The organism is Rickettsia asiatica (assembly GCF_007989425.1).
In the GTDB taxonomy this organism is placed as follows: Bacteria; Pseudomonadota; Alphaproteobacteria; order Rickettsiales; family Rickettsiaceae; genus Rickettsia; species Rickettsia helvetica.
Window position 1 is genome coordinate 1,155,267 of record NZ_AP019563.1, and the last position, 17,612, is coordinate 1,172,878.

The window sequence follows — 17,612 nt, forward strand, 5'->3', positions numbered from 1 at the left end:
AATAGGGAGCAAACATGTCTGACCAAAATACTAAAACCATCTCTAGACTCGTCATAGAATTTACTTTAAATGAAAATACAAAAAATCTAAGAGCCGAGATAGCAGATTTACTAGAAAGACCTATAACAAAAAGCGATATCGAAAGAATAGAACAACGCTTAGCAGAATTAGAAAAAATATTTAGTAATGATTTATAGCCTTGAAAATATCATCATCTCATTTTATTAACTACCTACTATAAAAATACGCACTAAAATAATTATAGTAACCATTATGATAAATAGTGCAAAAATAGCAAAAGACGGTAAGGTTTCTATACCAGTTTCATCATGTAATAAAGCTATTAATGTAGAGAGGTAGATGCTTTAAAAGGAGGAAGAACATACATAATCACACCCGCCAATATTAGCATGATTATTCCTAGAATAATACCTACTATATTAAATGCATTTATAAAAGCAATATTAACCTCCTTAATAATTCGTGAGCAAATGAAGGTGGTAGTTGTTGAGCAATAATTATTCCTTCACCAATTGAGTCACGAGCTATTTCTGCCATTGATACAAAAACACCGTGAGGGATTACTAGATTGTTACTATATATAAAAGACGTAATACTCACAATAACAGCTATACCTAATACATTACCTAGTTCATATGCTGTTTCTTGTAGTGCTGCTGCACCTCCGTATCTCTCTGCCGGCACTGCATTTATCATAACTGTTACGGTGGTAGAGAGGCATAGACTACTTCCTATACCAAGCAGTCCAAGATGTATAGTATTCGATAATAAATCTCTATAGTCTAAAAATATACTAGGCAAAATCAATGATATAGTTAGTAAAGCCCACTAAACATTATTACACGTGCGGTAAATCGTGTGAGTAAATATGGCATAACTAAAGATGCAATTAAAGCAAAAACTGCTGCAGGCAACATATAAAGACCTGCATATAAAGGACTTAACCTTTTGATAAACTGTAACCATCAGGACATAAGATACATTATGGCTTCTAAGACACAAGTAATCAGCAAATAAACTATTACTCCTATACTAAAATTGCTAATTAAGAATAAACACATATCCACTAACGGATCATCGCTTTTAAGTTGGCGTAAGGTAAATATTATTAGTAACACAATGCCAATTAAGAGCATTCCGCCGGATGCTAGATTCATAATACCGTATTTAGCCAACATCTTAATGCCTTGAACTAAAGCTGCCATCCCAAAAAACGATTGAAATACTCCTATCCAATCCCATGGTTCATTACTAGGATTAGATGATTCAGGAATCCAAACTATGCCAAAAGCAATAATTACTAATGCAATAGGTGCGTTTATAAAAAATGCAAATTGCCAACTTAAAAGCTCAACCAATACTCCTCCTAGTACGGGTCTTATAGCTGCCTATGGTTGCCATTATTCCCCACACGGAATATTGCGATCATACGTTCATGTGTATTAGTAAAAATGTTATGCAATATAGATAAAGTGGAAGGCATAATCATTGATCCTCCTAACCCAAGTAAAGCACGACATAATACTAATCCCCATGAGCTATCAAATACATAAACTAACATTGAAGCGATGGAAAAAACTAAAAGCCCTCAAAGTAATAATCTTTTACGACCAAATCTATCTCCTAATGCACCTGCGGTAATTAGAAGACCTGATAATACTAATGCATATACATTGATTATCCATAATTGTTGTAAATTAGATGGTTTTAAATCAAGGATTATAGTAGGCATAACAGCATGCAAGATTGTAGCATCCATCGATACCAAAAGTAAGCAAATGCTTAAAATAATTAAAATATGCCATCTAAATTTATAAGATGTAGATGATGAATTATTTTTAGCGATATATTCAGTTTGTGGGAATTGTGATACCATATGTGATAAGTTATTTAATAAGGGTTTTACTAAATCTATCTTTTTCGGGAACTATGGGACCGTTAACAAGTAATTTAATTAGCTTTAAAATTTATTTTGTTAACAGTCCTAGGTCAATTCAGTTGGATTTGCATACAAGGGTCAAGACCTATAATTAATAGGAGAGTGACAAGTAACATAGTAGGCAAGTCCATATCAATTAACCATAACACAAGCAAATTTAACATCTAAGCATCACCTAGCATGGAAGTCAAGATTTAATCTTACAAGCACAATAACATAAATAAAATTTGATTTTTCTTTCTCAAGCTTATATTTTAATTGATAAGTTTATAATATGGAAATGTATGTCAAATACAGATAAGGAAAGAGCCATTGCCGCAGCACTCGCACAAATCGAAAAAAGCTACGGTAAAGGTTCGGTAATGAAACTAGGGCAGCGTCCGAATGTTGATATAGAAGCCGTATCGACCGGCTCACTTGGGCTAGATATAGCTCTTGGAATCGGTGGTGTTCCCAAAGGTAGAATAATTGAGATTTTCGGTCCTGAAAGCTCAGGTAAAACTACTTTAACATTACATTTAATTGCCGAAGCACAGAAAAAAGGAGGCACATGTGCTTTTATTGATGCCGAGCATGCATTAGACCCTGCTTATGCTAAAAAATTAGGCGTAAATATTGATGAGCTTATTATTTCACAGCCCGATACAGGTGAACAAGCCCTAGAAATTGCCGATACGTTAATTCGCTCCGGCGGTATTGATATGATAATAATAGATAGTGTTGCGGCTTTAGTACCAAAATCAGAGATTGAGGGCGAGATGGGTGATGCCCAAATGGCTTCTCAAGCAAGATTAATGAGCCAGGCTTTGCGTAAACTTACCGCATCAATTAATCGTACCAATTGTATTACTGTTTTCATCAACCAAATCAGAATGAAAATAGGTGTGATGTTCGGTAGTCCTGAAACTACGACTGGCGGTAATGCTTTGAAATTCTATGCTTCTGTTAGGATCGATATAAGAAGAATCGGCTCCATTAAAGATAAAGAAGAAGTAATAGGCAGCCAAACCAAAGTAAAAGTAGTCAAAAACAAAGTATCTCCTCCGTTTAAAACTGCAGATTTTGATATAATGTACGGTTCAGGTATTTCAAAAGAAGGCGAGATAATCGACCTTGGAGTTAAGCTTGATATTGTTGAGAAATCCGGCTCTTGGTTTTCCTACAATAACGTACGCATAGGTCAAGGGCGTGAAAACGTCAAACAATATTTAAAAGAACATCCACAAATTTCCAACGAAATTGAGAAAATAATACGTGAAAAATCGTCAAAAATTACTAATATAAATCTTGATCAAAGGGAGGAAGAAAATGATTGATTTAACAGGTAAAACTTCCTTAATTACGGGAGCTTCAGGAGGCATAGGCGGAGCTATAGCGAGGTTACTGCACAAACTCAGAAGCCATGTAATTATTAGCGGTAGTAATGAGGAAAAATTAAAATCCCTTGGAAATGCTTTAAAAGATAATTATACGATAGCAATATGCAACCTTGCAAATAAGGAAGAATGCAGCAATTTAATATCTAAAGCATCAAAGCTAGATATTTTAGTATGTAATGCCGGTATTACTAGCGATACGCTAGCAATCAGAATGAAAGATGAAGATTTTGACAAAGTTATTGATATTAATTTAAAAGCAAATTTTATTTTAAATCGTGAAGCAATAAAAAAAATGATGCAAGACAGGTATGGACGCATTATTAACATATCTTCAATAGTAGGAATTTCAGGTAACCCTGGGCAAGCTAATTATTGTGCTTCTAAAGCAGGTTTAATAGGTATGACCAAATCGCTCTCTTACGAAGTTGCAACCAGAGGAATTACGGTTAACGCAGTAGCTCCAGGATTTATTAAATCAGATATGACCGATAAACTAAACGAAAAACAAAGAGAAGCCATAGTACAAAAAATTCCGCTAGGCACTTACGGTATGCCGGAAGATGTGGCAAACGCAGTCGCATTTTTAGCAAGCGATCAGGCATCATACATTACCGGCCAAACTATACATGTAAACGGCGGTATGTTAATGGTATAAAAATTAATAAGATTATTTTATGCTAGCATAAAATAATTTTTTGTGCTAGAAGTTCTTTTAAAGATAAAATGCTATGAATATTTTAAATAAATATTCATACAGCTAAAATAAAGTCTAATAGCTGAATAACCGCTATTATATGGCATATAAAATTAAATGATTTCATGGAGTTCAAAATTATGAGTACAACGGACAAGATCGAACAGAAAGTTATTGAAATGGTTGCTGAAAAGCTAAATAAAGATAAATCGATAATAACTACGGATTCAAGATTTATAGAAGATTTGAAAGCTGATAGCCTTGATACCGTAGAGTTAATGATGGCAATAGAAGTTGAATACGGTATTGATATCCCTGATGATGAAGCCACTAAAATTAAAACCGTATCCGATGTTATAAAATATATCAAAGAACGCCAATCTTAATCTGCATACATTAAATCCCTAATAGATAATTAAAAATGTCGAATCAAAGAGTAAATAAAAGAGTAGTTATTACCGGACTTGGACTTGTTACTCCTGTTGGGCTTAATGTTAGCTCATCTTGGAAAAATATTGTAAATGGAGTAAGCGGTATAAAAACTATTACGGAATTTGACACTTCTAAACTTGCGTGTAAAATTGCCGGACTTATAGATAACTCTGAGAAAGATGGATTTAAACTTGAAAATTTCACACAAGCAGATGACGTTAATAGACTAAGTAAAATGGATAAATTTATCCATTATGGAGTAGCAGCTGCAACCGAAGCAGTTGAAGATAGCAGCTGGTTACCCGAAGATGAAGAATCTCGTGATAGAACTGGCTTGATATTAGGTTCAGGAATCGGCGGGCTTAAAATGATCGAAGATACCTCTATCAAACTTTATCAAGAAAATAACGGCAAAGTTAGTCCCTTCTTTATTCCAGCCTCATTAATTAACCTTTTATCCGGTCTTGTTTCTATAAAATACGGTTTTAGCGGTCCGAACCAAGCGGCAGTAACAGCTTGCTCTACAGGGGCACATGCTATAGGCGATGCTATGCGTATGATAAAGCACAACTATGCAGACGTTATGGTCGCAGGCGGTGCAGAAGCTCCAGTTACACCTGTTGGAGTTGCAGGTTTCGTTGCTGCTAGAGCATTATGTACTAAATATAACGATAATCCTGAAAAAGCCTCAAGACCTTGGGATAAAGACCGCAGCGGCTTTGTTATGGGTGAAGGAGCAGGCGTTGTAGTCTTAGAAGAATATGAGCATGCCGTAAATCGAGGTGCTAAAATTTACGGTGAAGTTATAGGATACGGCACTACAGGTGACGCATATCATATGACAGCCCCACATCCTGAAGGTAGAGGGGCTTATAGAGCGATGAGAGATGCAATGCTAGATGCAGCTATCACTCCCGATATGATTGATTATATTAATGCACACGGTACTTCTACTACACTTGGTGATGGAATAGAATTAGCAGCCGTACAAAAATTATTTTTAGAAGCAAATCCCAAAGTTCTAATGTCTTCTACTAAATCATCAATAGGACATTTGCTTGGTGCGGCAGGAAGCGTTGAGTTTATCTTTTCAGCTCTTGCAATTAGAGATCAGATTGCACCGCCAACCTTAAACTTAGATAACCCTATGGATGAGGTTAAGATAGATTTAGTTGCACTTAAAGCTAAGAAAACTAAGATAGATTACGTGCTTTCCAACTCGTTCGGATTCGGCGGTACTAATGCTAGTTTAGTGATTAAGAGTATACTCATTTAATTTGAAAATTGGCTACGTCGTCCTATAAGTACTGTGGTGCTCACGTATTAAGTTATACGCTCCGCTCCTCGTCTTATGGACTCCTTACTCTTTTCCAAATTAAACTTCGTCTACCGACCTTTAACTAAGGTCATTCCCACATAGGCAGGAATCCAGTAAAACATATAAAAACTTGTTTTTATATGTTTATTCTATCAAATATGTAATTTTGTACCAATATTAAGGTTATCTTTTCTGGATTCCCGCTTCCGCGGTAAGGTATTGTTGCGTGGATCGATTTTCCGTTGTCATCCCCCCCACGACTTGATCGTGGGATCCAGCTTAAAATACTAATAATATTAGTATTTTAAATTGTTTTTATGGACCCCGTGGTCAAGCTACGGGGTGACACAATGGATTTTACCGGCCCACGCAACAATGCCACGCGGGGAATGACATAAAAACTAGTCAATAGTAAACTATGATCCCTATTTATTACATTAAAGACGGTAACTTAAGCTTTGCGGATAAAGTAATTTTATCTGATTTAGAGCTTTATTTGTACAAAGGCGATAAGATTTGTCTTATAGGACGTAACGGCTGCGGGAAATCAAGCTTAATGAAAGTAATATCAGGTGATTATGAGCTAGATAACGGTGAGTTATTTCAAGATCCTTTAGTTACAACCGGTTATTTAAGACAAGATATTTCTATAAAAACTAATCTAACTGTTTATGATTTTGTCTTACAACAAACAGATAATACAAAAGAAATAGATAAATACCAAATCGATATAATTCTAGAAAAATTACAAATCAACGGAGCAGATAACTTATCAATCTATTCAGGCGGTCAACTGAGAAGAACAAGCCTTGCTAAAGCTTTAATATTAGAGCCGGAAATATTACTACTTGATGAACCGACTAACCATCTAGATATTGAAACAATCGAATGGTTAGAAGAGTTTGTTAAATCTTATAATGGTGCTATTATTTGCGTTAGTCATGATAGGACATTCCTCTCAAACATCACTAATAAAATTTGGTGGCTTGATCGAGGGATTTTACGTAAATCCGATAAAGGATTTAAATTTTTTGATGAATGGCAAACAATTATCATAGAACAAGAAGAAGCCGCTCTTCGGAAATTAAATAAAAAACTATTACAAGAAAATGAATGGTTAAATGCCGGTGTTACTGCTAGACGTAAGCGGAATCGAAAGAGACTTGCAGAGTTGAAAGCTTTAAGAGCAATAACACAAGAACAGACTGAAAAACTAGCTAGTTCAAAACAAAGAGTTAGGGCAGAGCTTGCTGAAAATATAACTAAAAGTAAATCCATTATTGAAGCAGATAATATTACTTTTAGTTATAAAAATACTAAAATTATTGATAATTTTAGCTTTCGTGTAAAAAAAGGCGAGAAAATCGGTATAATCGGTGCAAACGGCTCAGGTAAATCTACCTTTATCAAACTACTAACAAAACAGCTTACTCCTGAAATCGGTAAAATTATATATGGCGGTAATTTAGATATTTCATATTTTGATCAACATAGAGAAAAACTAGAGCCTAATCATACATTACAACAAACTTTATGTCCTACAGGCGGTGATCAAGTATTTTTGCCAAACGGTAAAACCATGCATGTTGCCGGTTATTTAAAACAATTCATGTTTAATCCTAAACTACTTAATGCAAAAACCGCTATTTTATCAGGCGGTGAAGCTAATAGATTATTACTTGTAAAAATTCTAATTAACCCTGGAAATCTGTTAATTTTAGATGAACCGACTAATGACCTCGATATGGATAGTCTGGAAATTTTACTAGATATACTTGCAGATTATTCAGGCACTTTAATAGTCGTGAGCCATGATCGTGACTTCTTAGATAGGTTAGTTACTAGAACTTTAGTTTTCGCTCAAGGTAAAATTCATGACCTGACAGGAGGTTATGAAGATTATAAGCAGTATTTTACTACCTCTCCTATAGCCAAAAAAACTTCAAAACCACTACCATTAACTTCTCAAAAAGAACCTCTAAATAAAAAGCTATCTTATAAATATCAGCGTTTGCTTGAAACATTACCAAATGATATTGAGAAGCTAGAAATATCAATCCAAAATCTAGAACAAGCACTAGAAGATGTTAATCTATATCTAGATAATCCTAAAAAATACACTCAGATCACAAATCAATTAACTCATGATAAAAAGAAGCTAGATGAGTTATTAAATCAATGGCTAGAAATACAAAATTAATTTTTGTTAAAATGTTCTTGACTTAATTGTTAACTTTTGTTAACGTTTTATGGATGATGGAAACACACATAAAACATAAAAGGTTATTGTGAGTAAAATTACGAATAAAGAATATCCACAAAAAGAAAAAATAGTTGATCCTCAAGCACTTAATGATATCAAAGCTATTCTTGCTCAAATTACCGCTACTAATAATCCTGCAGAGTTAAGTAGATTAGTCAGTGCAGCTCGAAATATTAAATCCGATAGTTCTTTTATTAATGATATAGCAGAAAAAGTAGAGGCTATAGCATTAAAAAAGCAAGAACTAGCAGAAAGCCAGCTTAATTCTGAAATTACTCAAAAAGAGCTAGAACAGTTAGAAGAACAAAGAGAACGGGAAGAAGCAATAATAAAATATAAAATGGAAGCTGCAAGGCAAATTCAAGAACTTAATGCTATCCATGATGGATTTAAGAGAAAATCAGAAGAATATAAAAAATTATCTTCTCCTATAGCAACAATGGTTAGAATAAATGAAAATGGAAAAGAGATAATCGATGAGCAGGCGATTAATAAAAATATTTTAACTAAAGAAGAAATAGAAGAACGTAGACAAAAATTTGCAGAACTTAAGGAGGAACAAGAAAAAGTAAATATAATAGTTAAAAAAGCTAATGAAGAAAAAGAGATTATAGAAAAAGAGATTAATGATTTAACTGAGAAATTAAAAGATAAAAATTTATTACCTGAACAAATTAAGGAATTAGAAGAGAATTTAAAAGTAAAGAAAGAAAATCTAGCAGTTAAAAACACTGTAGTCAAAGAAGCTAAAAAAGTTCAAAAACACATTCAAGAAGAAATAGAAAGTGTTAAGGTATTTCACCAAGAAAATCAAGAAAAAATAAATCAGCTTAGAGATGTTATAGAAAAATCAAAAAATACTCTAGATCCTAACAAACATCAAGAATTTAAACAGAAGCATTCTTTACTCAATAACCAACAAGAAGCAATAGTCAATAATAAAAATTTAAGCAATGAAGAGCAAGATGTACGTAAAAATATATGTAGTAAAATTAATACTCAACGTGAAGCTGATAAAATAAAAGATTCTTTAAATAACCCAATAGCTACCCCGAAGAATCACCAAGTTGAGCAAAGTAATCAAGTTCAACAAAAAAAACAAAATAACGTGTGGATAAGATAAAATTTAAAAAATAAAATATAGGAGCAAATATGAGTAAACAAAGTGGTGATATGGATGCATTAGCAGCATTACAAAGAATTAAAACTAAAACAACAACTTTATCAAACGAGATAAAATCTCAACCTATGAACAATATGGTAAGCTCACCTAATAGTACCGGAGCAACATATTTAACAGTTGATCAAACTTTTGATAAAATGCATAATGATTATGCAGCTCAGCAAACAACACTTGTCGGCAAAGGTGCTAAAAAAGGCGTATGTGAAATAATATAACATTCTAAGAGCTGTGACTCTATATAGTTGCAGCTTTTGTATCATTTTGAATTAAGACAGAGAAACCTATTGCCTGTATTTTTTCTGACAATTTAAAGCTAATATCACCTGGGAATATTATATTAATTTGATCAAGTTTTAAATCTTCTAAAGATATTTGCATTGATTTTGTAATACTCGGTGTATTTGTATATTTAATTTCAAACCCCAAACGTTTTCCATTTTTAAAAATTAAAAGATCTATTTTTGCTCCATTATGAGATGACCAAAAATAACATTCTTCGGGTTCTGCTTTATAATATCTAATAATTTGTTCTAAGACGAATCCTTCCCATGATGCACCTATTTTAGGATGAGTGCTTAAAGCTTCATAATTATTTAAGCCTAATAAAGCGTGATATATTCCACTATCTCTAAAAAAGATTTTTGGGGTTTTAACTTGTCTTTTTTTAAGGTTTTCATACCAAGGCTGCAAAATACGGATCATAAAAGTTCCCTCTAAAATATCTAAATAATGCTTTGCGGTATGATATGAGATAGATAAAGAATTTCCAAGTTCTGAGGCATGAAATATATTAGCGTGATAATGGCAAAGCATTAACCAAAACCTACGTAACTGCATAGACGGAATTGTAAAACCTAAATTTGGTATATCTTCTTTCTAAAAATGTTTTAATGTAATTCTGACGCCATAAAGCACTTAACTCTTCATCATCTGCAAGATATGATAAAGGAAATCCGCCGCGTATCCATAATTGCTGAGTACCTGACACTTCAGATAAGGTAAACGGTGTCATTTCAATATAACCTATCTACCTGCTAGTGTTTCAGAACCTTGTTTAATTAAGTCTCTTGATGCACTGCCTAGTACTAAAAATTTAATATCAGTTGTATCAACAAGAACTCTTAAAATAGGGAATAGATTCGGTTTATACTGAATTTCATCAATAATAACAAATCCTTTTAGATCAGACAAAGCAAGCATCGGTTCATTTAATCTTGCTAAATCTAAGGGATTTTCAAGATCAAAAATATTGATTTTAGGAATATTATAAGCTTCTGCGAATTGTTTAGAAAGGGTAGTTTTTCCGCACTGCCTTGGTCCTAACAAGGCACAAACTTTATGAGTTTTAAAATGTTTTATGATTGATGAAAGGAATTGTTTTCTAAGCATTTAAACTAGTACTGAAAATTAGCAATATAACTTCTAATTTTCAGTATAGAAAGAAAAAACGACAAAGTCAAAATACTTTTTCTCGTTCTACAACTATAATCGCATGTATTTTTTTAAGTGTCCGGTCAAAGTCATCGTTAGTAATTACATAATCGTACTCATTAGCATGTGATATTTCATTTTGTGCTGACTGCATACGTAATTTTATTGCTTCCTCATTATCAGTCGCTCTATTTCTTAAGCGTTGTTCCAGTATTTCAATACTAGGAGGTAATACAAATATAGCAACAACATTAGCAGCATTTTTCTTAATACTCCTTGCTCCTTGCCAATCAATATCAAACAAAACGTCCAAGCCTTGATTTAATAACATTTCGACATATTCTTTAGGCGTACCGTAATAATTATCGTATATTTTAGCATATTCAAGGAATTTATTCTGCTTAACTAATTCTTCAAACTCTAGACCGGTCTTAAAGTAATAGTTTATGCCCTCTACTTCTCCTAAACGTGGTTTTCTTGTAGTTGTTGAAATAGATAAACGTAAATTATTATCTATTTTCAATAATGCTTTAGCTAAACTTGACTTACCTGTACCTGAAGGGGAAGATAAAATTATAATCAGTCCTTTATAGTTCTTCGGAAATTCTACTTCTAGAGGTAATTTAGACGTCGAACCGGTACTCGCATCCTCACGTATGTCTATATACGCTGCGGTGCTATGTTCCGTGTCTCCTTTAAATTCCTCTCTATAAGCGAATTTCTGAAGAACTCTTTTATTTTTTGTTGTCATATTTTATGTTTTATTTCGTAGGTACAGCATATTTCAGAAAAATTCAGACAAGATGAATTTAAATGTGAGCCTGCGAAAGCAGTAGGTAAACTATGTGAGCACAGGCGAGTCATGCAAAATTCGCTTGTATCAAGCTTTATGAATTATGCTGTACTTTTCTTTTTATTACCTCATCCATAGTACAATTAAAATATTTTGCTATTTTTAAAATAGTATCTATTTCAGGATTAAATTCACGATTAACTTCTGCTCTCATAATTCTGCTAACGGTCGTGTAAGGAATATCAGTAACTTGAGCAAGATATTTACGATCTATCTTTTCTTGTTTTAATTTTTCTTCTAAAAATTCTTTTACCTTAGTAGCAAGTGCCATATTAATAACCTCTGAATAAATAAATAGATGTATACGAAGTTCAACTTCAAAAAGAGCAAGGAGTCCATAAGACGAGGAGCGTATACTAAATACGTGAACACCACAGTACTTATAGGACGACGTAGCCAATTTTTGAAGTTCTATCTGAGTATATATTACTCTTTAGGCAATAGTACTTGTACAAATTCTGTTTTAGATAGATCAGCTGCTATGTTTACCATAACATCATGTTCCGTAACTTTAGACACATAGCCCACTAAAATACCTGCAGGATAAATATTACCGTGTCCAGAGGTTACTATCTCCTCATCTCTCTGTACTAAATGATTGTTAGGCAAGTATAAAATTTTACTATTATTATTATTACCTGCTAAAATACCTTGTTCTCTTGAAGAATTAGCTTTAATAGGTATTCTAGAATTAACATCGCTAATTAACATTACTTTAGCATAATTATTACTCACTTCTATTACTTTTCCTACTAATTTTCCTGAATTAACAACGATTTGATCAGGTTCAATGCCTTGCTTTTTACCTGCAGAAATCAAAGCAGTTCTAGAAAAGGGATTAAAAGAAACACTCAGTAATTTAGTAGTAATATATTCAAATTCTTCTTCTTCAGCAATCGTTAACAAATCTTTTAATGCAATGTTTTCGGCTCTTACCGATTCTACTTCACTTTGCAAATGTTGTAATCTTGCTATCTCAAGTTTAAGTTCTATATTTTTTCGTTCTAAATCTTGAAAATAAACAAATTTTTGTGTTATTGAATTTATATATTCAAATATATCTTCATAAACTGCTAAACCAGTTGATACTATACTACCGGTTACTTCAAGTGATATACTAGATATTTTTTTAGGCGTAGTAAAAAATAAATATACAGACAATCCAAGCCCAAATATAACAAAAAAACGCTTAAGAGTATTTGATATTATTCTTATTAATTCTAATGAATTTGAAGAATTTTTTACTCTATTTGCAAGTATTGCCATTGTTAATCCTGTTTAAATAGTACATGTTTTAGCTTTGTAAAATCTTCAAGTACTTTTCCTGTTCCAAGTGCTACACAAGAGAGGGCATCATCTGCAACTATCACCGGCAATTTAGTAGCTTTACTAAGAACAAAATCAAGATTTCGTAATAATGAGCCGCCGCCTGTTAAAACAATTCCCTTATCAACTATATCTGAAGATAACTCAGGAGGTGTTGCTTCTAGTGCTACTTTTACCGCTTCAACAATTTGACTTACCGGTTCAATTAGACTATCAGCAATTTGTCTTTCGTTCAATATCATTTCTTTAGGAATACCGTAAATTAAATCACGTCCTTTAATTTCCATCTTTCTTGGCTCAGCATTTTCATCTACATAAGCTGTACCTATTGCTTGCTTTATCTTTTCGGCAGTAGCCTCACCTATCAATAGGTTATAGTGCCTTCTTATATATGAGATAATAGCTTCATCCATTTTATCACCGCCGACTCTTACCGACCTTGCATATACTATGCCCCCTAGTGATAAAACTGCAACTTCCGTAGTGCCTCCTCCAATATCGACAATCATCGAACCGGTCGCTTCCGTTACGGGCAGCCCTGCTCCGATCGCTGCCGCCATAGGTTCTTCAATTAAATAGACATCCCTACCCCCTGCACTTTCTGCTGCTTCTTGGATAGCACGACGCTCAACCGGCGTAGAACCGGAAGGCACACAAATAACAATTGTCGGACCAAAAAAAGAGCGACGATTATGCACCATTCTAATAAAATACTTTATCATTTCCTCTGCACCCTTAAAATCAGCAATAACACCGTCTTTTAAAGGTCTCTTTGCTTCAATATCCGTAGGAGTACGCCCAAGCATCATTTTTGCTTCATGACCATAAGCATAAGGCACAAAAGCCCCGTCTTTTTTTATTAACGCAATAACAGAAGGTTCCCTTAGAACAATTCCACGACTTTTTTGATAGACAATAGTATTTGCCGTACCAAGATCTATGGCCATACCGGAAGAAAACCCTTCCAAAAATTTCATTATCATTTTATTTTTTCTCTCTAAATTCTAAAAACACTTCTATGGAACTGTTAACAAAATAAACAGTCCCATAGTAAATAAAAATTTAATATAGACGAAGTTTAATTTGGAAAAGAGCGAGAAAAGCCTCGGAATTTTTGACCGCAGCGTAGAATACTACGTGAGGATCAAAAATGAGAAGCGACGATGCCAATTTTTCAAATTAAACGAGTATATATTAAATTTCTTTATAATGTAAAATAATAAAGTTACTAATAAAAAATATTAGCATAATAGGTAATAAAATAGCAGCAATTAAAGACAAATTATTATAAGTAAGTATTTTTAATAATATTTCTGATAACGAATATGCTATAAAACCTGAAAATAAACCTAATATCAGTATTTTTTCTTGGGAATTATCACGCTGTTTAAGACTAATAAAACAACTTGCTAAAATTACGGTTGCCATCATCATTATAGGCTTAAATAATTGCTTATAATAATAAATTTGATAATTAATAGCCGGTAAACCTGAATTTAATAATTCATTAATTAATTTTGGTAAATTCCAAATAGAAACCATTTCAGGACGAATAAATTTATTTACTAAACTATTAATTGATAAATTGGTCTGTATAGTTAAATTGTTGTAAGCCTTAGTTTCCTCTTTTGTGAAAACCTTAACTCTATTTAAATGTAACATTTTATTTTCAATAATACCGTATAATGCATCAATTCTCTTTAAAAAAGAATTATTACTATCAACAAATAAAATTGTAATATTATTTAATTTTTTCTCGGCAACATTAATAAATTGTGTTTGAATAATTTGATTTTCATCATTTAAAGATTTAAAAAATAATAAGCCTGATTTAGATATTATACCCTCACTCAAGGCTTTTTTAGTTAGTTTTGCTTCTAATAACTCATATTTTTGTAAGCCTATAGTACCGATAGGGTTCAATATAGTCGTAAAAAATATACCTAAAATTAAAGTTACAATACATGGAATAACAAGCACTTGCCAAATATGAATACCGCTAGATAACATAGCCGTTAATTCATTATTTTTTGTTAGATTTCTAAGAAAAAATAACATAGCGGTAAAACTAATTAATGAAGATACTTGACCTAGTAAATAAGGAATCTTATATAAGATAAGTCTCCAAAAAAAACTAAAAGGAACATAAATATTTTTGAATTTTTGCAAAAGATCAAAAATATTTGAGATAATTAATAGCCCGATTAAAAGAAATAATATAATCAAGAAACACTTAGAATATAATTTAGTAAGATACCAAGAAAGTGTTTTTAGATTAATCATTATAAATTCAGTTCTAATGCGAATTTAAATAAGAATTTGTGTGGTGGGGCTGGTAGGACTTGAACCTACGACCACACCGTTATGAGCGGCGTGCTCTAACCAACTGAGCTACAGCCCCTTTTCATTTGAAATTTATATAATTATTATGCAGTTAAGTCTAGTAAAATTTTTATATTTTTGAGGTATCGCCTAATCGGTATCATATTGTGACTTGATCACGGTATCCAAAAAAAGTAACTTAAAGTATTAATAATTTTAGTATTTTAACTGGATCCCGCGATCAAGTCGCGGGATGACAATGGAAAAACCGATCCATGCAACAAAGCCGATCAAGCCACGGAATGACAATAGGACAACCTATCAACGCATCAACGCTTTCGCACAATAATAACATCAAGTTATAAATAAAAAAAGCCGAGTAGTAAACTCGACCTTTTAGGATACTATAATTAGTAAATAATTTTAGTGATGTACAACTGTTACAGCTCTACGATTATAAGCAAAAGCTTCTTCAGTATTACCCATCATAGCAGGTCTATCTTTACCGTAAGAGATTGTATTGAATCTGTTATGATCGATTCCTTTATGAGCTAAGAATTTTTTCGCTGCTGCTGCTCTTCTTTCACCTAAACCTAAGTTATATTCTCTGGTACCTCTTTCATCGCAATGTCCTTCAATAGTAGCTTTTACCTCAGGATGCTTTGATAACCAGCAAGCTTGTCTCTCTAGTTCTTCTTTAGCCTTTGGTGATAAAGCAGAGCTATCAAAAGCAAACCATACTGCATTTCCTGCATGCTTCTCGAAATCTTTCATTAATGAGGTTTCTTCTCCTTGGCTCATGTTACAGTCAAATTGCGGTGCTCTTTTTGTAGTATTACACCCTGCAAGCACAAATAATGTAAGAAAAGCTAATGTAATTTTTGTTTTCATAATTAAACTCCTTGAGATTATAATTTATTAATATTGAATTCATTTTAGCTAGTTGTAAAACTAAACTAACCAAAAGCTATGTGAGTTAGTATATATCATTATTTTATTAGTTTAAAGGCTAAAATATTATAAAATGCAATTACTCATGTATAAATGTGGTAAAAATATCATTTTTATAACACGAATAGATACTTATGGATAAATAGATAGATGAAGTTTAATGTGGAAAAGAGGAATCGATTTTGAAGCTTATAACCGCAGCGTATATATAATACGTGAGGATTATAAGCAAAAAGTAACGCTACCAATTTTCAAATTAAACGAGTATATTCACCATCTTATTAATGCACTGCCCCACGTTAAACCTGCACCGATAGCTGAAAATAGTAGAATATCACCTTTTTTTATTTTGCCTGATGCTTTGAGAGTACTTAAAGCAAGAGGAATTGAAGCAGCAGAACAGTTAGCATGTTTTTCTACGGTTTTCACTACTTTATGCTCTTCTATATTTAATAGTTTAGCGAGTTTATTTATAATACGGATATTTGCTTGATGAGGTATAAAATAATCAATATCGCTTACACTGAATTGATTAGCATGCAGTAAATCTTCTATAGATTGTTGCATTTTTTCTATTGCATGACGGAATAATTTTTGACCCTGCATAACTATTTTGCCGCTAGTACCGTTCATACTTACACCACCGTTTGTGTATAATATTTCATAATCAGCCCCGCTTGAGAAGATATTACTATCTATTAAATCGGAATCATCGCTGCTTCGCTGTAATATTACGCTACCAGCCCCATCACCGAATAAAACGCAAGTAGTCCTATCATTCCAATCTAATAATGACGTCATTTTCTCGGCTCCTATAAGCAAAATAGTTTTATATTTACCTGATGAGATAAGAAAATTTGCTACTTGTAAACCATAAACAAAGCCGGCACATGCTGCTTGTAAATCAAAAGATGGTATATTAACTAAACCAAGATAGCCCTGTAGTTTAGTAGCAACTGAAGGAAAACTATTATCGGGAGTAGTAGTACATGTAATAATTAAATCAATATCATTTGCCGATATCCCTGCATCTACTATAGCTTTTTCAGCTGATTTTAAAGCGAGATGAGAAGTATATTCATTATCACCTGCTATATGACGCTGTGTAATACCTGTTCTTGTTCTAATCCATTCATCATTAGTATCAACAAATTTTGCAAGTTCGTCATTACTAACTATTTTTGAAGGAAGATACCCTCCGCAACCAATAATTTTACAGGTCATAAATCTTTAGGCTCATTCTTCTTCAGTTTCAATTTTTTTTGTTACTACTTGACGATTATTATAAGTCCCGTCAACTAAAGAAACGTGATGCGGAAGCTTATATTCACCGGTTTGCGAGTCAACTATTACGTTAACTTTACCGAGTGCTAAGTGCGAACGTCTCATATTACGTTTTGATTTTGATGTTTTCTTCTTTGGAACTGCCATTATTAGCCTCTCTAAATATAAATTAAAAAGTATTTGTCAAATTAGTGAAGCAGTATATTATAATCTTGT

The 17,612-nt window shown here is 32.8% G+C and carries 20 protein-coding genes, 1 tRNA gene and 3 pseudogenes; 10 read left to right on the plus strand and 14 right to left on the minus strand.

Annotated elements, in window-relative coordinates:
* Nucleotides 1–14: 14 nt before the first annotated feature.
* Nucleotides 15–197 (plus strand): hypothetical protein, encoded by a 183-nt coding sequence (locus RAS_RS06885; RefSeq protein WP_147143485.1) that lies wholly within the window; start codon nt 15–17, stop codon nt 195–197.
* 253 nt (nt 198–450) lie between these two features.
* Here the strand turns inward: RAS_RS06885 and RAS_RS10170 are convergent, their stop codons facing one another.
* The 4 genes from RAS_RS10170 to RAS_RS08820 all read right to left on the minus strand — a co-directional run bounded on the left by RAS_RS10170 (nt 451) and on the right by RAS_RS08820 (nt 1,897).
* On the minus strand, nt 451–822 hold the full coding sequence (locus RAS_RS10170; protein WP_232049213.1) for a hypothetical protein: 372 nt from the start codon (nt 820–822) through the stop codon (nt 451–453).
* Nucleotides 823–986: 164 nt separating this feature from the next.
* Nucleotides 987–1,379 (minus strand): efflux MFS transporter permease, encoded by a 393-nt coding sequence (locus RAS_RS10175; RefSeq protein WP_232049214.1) that lies wholly within the window; start codon nt 1,377–1,379, stop codon nt 987–989.
* Nucleotides 1,380–1,399: 20 nt separating this feature from the next.
* Complete coding sequence (locus tag RAS_RS10180) at nt 1,400–1,582, minus strand: hypothetical protein (protein WP_232049215.1); 183 nt, start codon at nt 1,580–1,582, stop codon at nt 1,400–1,402.
* Between the two features lie 27 nt (nt 1,583–1,609).
* Entirely contained in the window at nt 1,610–1,897 is a 288-nt protein-coding gene (locus RAS_RS08820) for a hypothetical protein (RefSeq protein WP_232049216.1), read from the minus strand.
* A gap of 347 nt (nt 1,898–2,244) precedes the next feature.
* Here RAS_RS08820 and recA point away from each other — a divergent pair, with 347 nt between their 5' ends.
* The 7 genes from recA (at nt 2,245) to RAS_RS06945 (ending at nt 9,444) form a co-directional block, all read left to right on the plus strand.
* On the plus strand, nt 2,245–3,276 hold the full coding sequence (gene recA / locus RAS_RS06910) for a recombinase RecA (RefSeq protein WP_147143492.1): 1,032 nt from the start codon (nt 2,245–2,247) through the stop codon (nt 3,274–3,276).
* Complete coding sequence (gene fabG, locus RAS_RS06915; protein ID WP_147143495.1) at nt 3,269–3,994, plus strand: 3-oxoacyl-ACP reductase FabG; 726 nt, start codon at nt 3,269–3,271, stop codon at nt 3,992–3,994. Before recA ends, fabG begins: the two co-directional genes overlap by 8 nt.
* 164 nt (nt 3,995–4,158) lie before the next feature.
* The gene (gene acpP, locus RAS_RS06920) at nt 4,159–4,419 is read left to right on the plus strand and encodes an acyl carrier protein (RefSeq protein ID WP_008579292.1); all 261 of its coding nucleotides are present in this window, start codon (nt 4,159–4,161) and stop codon (nt 4,417–4,419) included.
* Nucleotides 4,420–4,454: 35 nt separating this feature from the next.
* Nucleotides 4,455–5,741, plus strand: coding sequence for a beta-ketoacyl-ACP synthase II (fabF, locus tag RAS_RS06925; protein WP_010421218.1), 1,287 nt, complete (start codon nt 4,455–4,457; stop codon nt 5,739–5,741).
* Nucleotides 5,742–6,201: 460 nt separating this feature from the next.
* Entirely contained in the window at nt 6,202–7,983 is a 1,782-nt protein-coding gene (locus RAS_RS06935; RefSeq protein ID WP_147143498.1) for an ABC-F family ATP-binding cassette domain-containing protein, read from the plus strand.
* Between the two features lie 88 nt (nt 7,984–8,071).
* The gene (locus tag RAS_RS06940) at nt 8,072–9,169 is read left to right on the plus strand and encodes a hypothetical protein (RefSeq protein WP_147143500.1); all 1,098 of its coding nucleotides are present in this window, start codon (nt 8,072–8,074) and stop codon (nt 9,167–9,169) included.
* Nucleotides 9,170–9,198: 29 nt separating this feature from the next.
* Nucleotides 9,199–9,444 (plus strand): hypothetical protein, encoded by a 246-nt coding sequence (locus RAS_RS06945; RefSeq protein WP_147143503.1) that lies wholly within the window; start codon nt 9,199–9,201, stop codon nt 9,442–9,444.
* 19 nt (nt 9,445–9,463) lie between these two features.
* Here RAS_RS06945 and RAS_RS06950 read toward each other — a convergent pair.
* Both RAS_RS06950 and gmk read right to left on the minus strand, forming a co-directional pair.
* Nucleotides 9,464–10,618: pseudogene (locus RAS_RS06950) on the minus strand (ATP-binding protein).
* A 67-nt stretch (nt 10,619–10,685) separates the two neighbouring features.
* Nucleotides 10,686–11,411: a guanylate kinase gene (gmk, locus tag RAS_RS06955; RefSeq protein WP_147143508.1), complete on the minus strand. Its 726-nt coding sequence runs from the start codon at nt 11,409–11,411 to the stop codon at nt 10,686–10,688.
* Nucleotides 11,412–11,441: 30 nt separating this feature from the next.
* On the opposite strand from gmk, the pseudogene RAS_RS10185 reads away from it, so the two are divergent.
* Nucleotides 11,442–11,564: pseudogene (locus tag RAS_RS10185) on the plus strand (palindromic element RPE3 domain-containing protein); the annotation flags it as partial.
* Here the strand turns inward: RAS_RS10185 and RAS_RS06965 are convergent.
* From RAS_RS06965 to pal, 6 genes are all read right to left on the minus strand, one after another.
* Nucleotides 11,548–11,784 (minus strand): helix-turn-helix transcriptional regulator, encoded by a 237-nt coding sequence (locus tag RAS_RS06965; protein WP_010421206.1) that lies wholly within the window; start codon nt 11,782–11,784, stop codon nt 11,548–11,550. The pseudogene RAS_RS10185 and the gene RAS_RS06965 sit on opposite strands and share 17 nt — an antisense overlap.
* Nucleotides 11,785–11,939: 155 nt before the next feature.
* Nucleotides 11,940–12,779: a rod shape-determining protein MreC gene (gene mreC, locus RAS_RS06970; protein ID WP_147143511.1), complete on the minus strand. Its 840-nt coding sequence runs from the start codon at nt 12,777–12,779 to the stop codon at nt 11,940–11,942.
* 2 nt (nt 12,780–12,781) lie between these two features.
* Nucleotides 12,782–13,822, minus strand: a complete 1,041-nt coding sequence (locus RAS_RS06975; protein WP_010421200.1) for a rod shape-determining protein — start codon at nt 13,820–13,822, stop codon at nt 12,782–12,784.
* Between the two features lie 211 nt (nt 13,823–14,033).
* The gene (locus RAS_RS06980; RefSeq protein WP_147143521.1) at nt 14,034–15,122 is read right to left on the minus strand and encodes an LptF/LptG family permease; all 1,089 of its coding nucleotides are present in this window, start codon (nt 15,120–15,122) and stop codon (nt 14,034–14,036) included.
* A gap of 41 nt (nt 15,123–15,163) precedes the next feature.
* A tRNA-Ile gene (locus RAS_RS06985) sits at nt 15,164–15,240 on the minus strand.
* 344 nt (nt 15,241–15,584) lie between these two features.
* On the minus strand, nt 15,585–16,052 hold the full coding sequence (pal, locus tag RAS_RS06990) for a peptidoglycan-associated lipoprotein Pal (RefSeq protein WP_147143523.1): 468 nt from the start codon (nt 16,050–16,052) through the stop codon (nt 15,585–15,587).
* A gap of 220 nt (nt 16,053–16,272) precedes the next feature.
* Here pal and RAS_RS11335 point away from each other — a divergent pair.
* Nucleotides 16,273–16,344 (plus strand): annotated as a pseudogene (locus tag RAS_RS11335) (palindromic element RPE1 domain-containing protein); the annotation flags it as partial.
* Between the two features lie 38 nt (nt 16,345–16,382).
* Here the strand turns inward: RAS_RS11335 and RAS_RS06995 are convergent.
* Complete coding sequence (locus tag RAS_RS06995) at nt 16,383–17,336, minus strand: beta-ketoacyl-ACP synthase III (protein ID WP_147143525.1); 954 nt, start codon at nt 17,334–17,336, stop codon at nt 16,383–16,385.
* 12 nt (nt 17,337–17,348) lie between these two features.
* Nucleotides 17,349–17,543, minus strand: a complete 195-nt coding sequence (gene rpmF / locus RAS_RS07000; RefSeq protein ID WP_010421190.1) for a 50S ribosomal protein L32 — start codon at nt 17,541–17,543, stop codon at nt 17,349–17,351.
* Nucleotides 17,544–17,612 lie beyond the last annotated feature (69 nt).